A 2,292-nucleotide genomic window follows, 5' to 3' on the forward strand; every position below is an offset into this window, starting at 1 on the left:
GCCCCCGCGCCTACGCGTCGGTCATCACCTCCGAGGCGCGCACGCGCCGCGGGATGTTCGCCGTGCACCAGGTGGGCGACAAGCTGTACTTCGAGATCCCGCGCCGCGAGCTCAACAAGGACATGCTGCTGGTGGGGCGCTACGCCCGCGCGGCGCCCATCAACCCGAACAACCCGGCCGGCGGCTTCGGCGAGTTCGGCGGCGACCAGTTCGCCGAGCTCACGCTGCGCTGGGAGCGCAACCGCAACCGCGTGATCCTGCGCTCCCCGTCGTTCGACATCACGGCGGACACCACGCTCCCCGTGGCCCGCGCGGTCGAGACGTCCAACTACCCGGCCATCGTCGCGGTGATGAACGTGGAAGCGTTCGGACCGGACAGCTCCGCCGTGGTGGACGTGACGCGGCTGTTCACCACCGCCACGCCGGAGATCGCGGCGATCCGCGGCACGGTGGACCCGGCCCGCTCGTACATCGAGCGCGCCCTGGCCTTCCCGGACAACGTGGAGATCGAGGCGACGCAGACCGGCGTCCCCACGCCGCCGCGCGGTCCGGGCGCCCCGCCGGCCCCCCCCAGCGGGCAGCCGACGCCGGCGACCAGCGTGCTGGCGCACTGGAGCATCGTGCGCCTTCCCGAGGTGCCGATGATGCCGCGCCGCTTCGACGAGCGCGTGGGCTTCTTCTCGATCCGCCAGATCGACTTCGGCACCGACGAGCACCGCTCGGCGCGCCGCAGCTACATCACCCGCTACCGCCTGGAGTGCTCCGAGCGGCGCGAGGGCGACCTGTGCTACCCCAAGAAGCCGATCGTCTACTACGTGGACCCCGCCACGCCCGACCGGTGGAAGCCGTACGTGCGCGCCGGCATCGTGGAGTGGCAGCAGGCGTTCGAGGCGGCGGGCTTCAAGGACGGAATCGTCCCCGGCGAGGTGCCGGCCAACGACCCCGACTGGTCGCCCGAGGACATCCGCCACACGGTGATCCGCTGGCTTCCGTCCACCACGGAGAACGCGGTGGGGCCGCACGTGCACGACCCGCGCACGGGCGAGATCCTCAACGGCTCGGTGCGGATGTTCCACAACATCCTGAACCTGCAGCGCTCCTGGTACTTCACGCAGGCGTCGGCCATCGACCCGCGCGCCCGCATGCTGCCCATGCCGGACTCGCTGATGGGCCGCCTGCTGCAGTTCGTGGTGGCGCACGAGATCGGGCACACTATCGGCCTGCAGCACGACCAGATCGGCAGCTCCACCTACCCGGCCGACAGCGTGCGCAGCGCCAGCTGGGTGCGGCGGATGGGGCACTCGCCCAGCATCATGGACTACTCGCGTTTCAACTACGTGGCGCAGCCCGAGGACAACATCCCGCTGGAGCACATCATTCCGCGCGTGGGTCCGTACGACAAGTACGCCATCATGTGGGGGTACAAGCCGATCCCCGGCGCCACCACCAGCGAGCAGGAGCGTCCCACGCTGGAGCGCTGGTCGCGCATGCAGGACACCATCCCCTGGTACCGCTTCTCGGCCAACAACGAGTTCGGCGGCTACGGCACGCTGAACGAGGCGGTGGGCGACGCGGACCCCATCCAGTCCACGGGGCTGGGCTTCCGCAACCTGCAGCGGGTGGTGGGCTACATCCCCGCCGCCGCCACGCGGCCCGGTGAGGACAACACCGACCTGCGCGAGCTGTACGACCGCACGGTGCAGCAGTGGTCCACCGAGGCGGGGCACGTGGCCACCATGGTGGGCGGCGGCACGGTGCAGTACAAGAGCGGCAGCCAGCCGGGCGCCGTGTACGCGCCCATGCCGGCCGCGCGCCAGCAGGCGGCGGTGCGCTTCCTGAACGACAACGTCTTCCGCACGCCGCAGTTCCTGGTTCGCCCCGACATCGCCAGCCGCATCGAGGCGGGCGGGATGATCTCGCGCATCAACGGGGCGCAGACGCGAGTGCTCAACAACCTGATGGACGACGGGCGCATGAACCGCCTGCTGGAGCAGGAGGCTCTGGGCCGCGAGCGGCAGTACGTCTACCCGCTGTCGTCGATGCTGGACGACGTGCGCCGCGGCATCTGGTCGGAGATCTACTCCGCGCGCCCGGTGATGGACCCGTACCGGCGCGAGCTGCAGATGGACTTCCTGTCGCTGATCGACCGCAAACTCAACCCGCAGGAGCAGCCCGGGCAGCAGACGGTGATCTTCTTCGGCCCGCGCCCGGCGCCGCTTTCGGACGACGCCAAGTCGCAGCTGCGCGGCGTGCTGGTGACGCTGCGCTCCGAGATCCAGCGCGCCATCCCGC

At 70.5% G+C, this 2,292-nt stretch carries 1 protein-coding gene; it reads left to right on the forward strand.

Annotation, left to right across the window (positions count from 1 at the left end; translation table 11 throughout):
- Window positions 1-2,292 (forward strand): zinc-dependent metalloprotease (locus VF665_RS08830; RefSeq protein WP_331053050.1); only part of this gene is annotated, 2,292 nt, incomplete at both ends.

Source organism: Longimicrobium sp., from assembly GCF_036387355.1.
GTDB lineage: Bacteria > Gemmatimonadota > Gemmatimonadetes > Longimicrobiales > Longimicrobiaceae > Longimicrobium.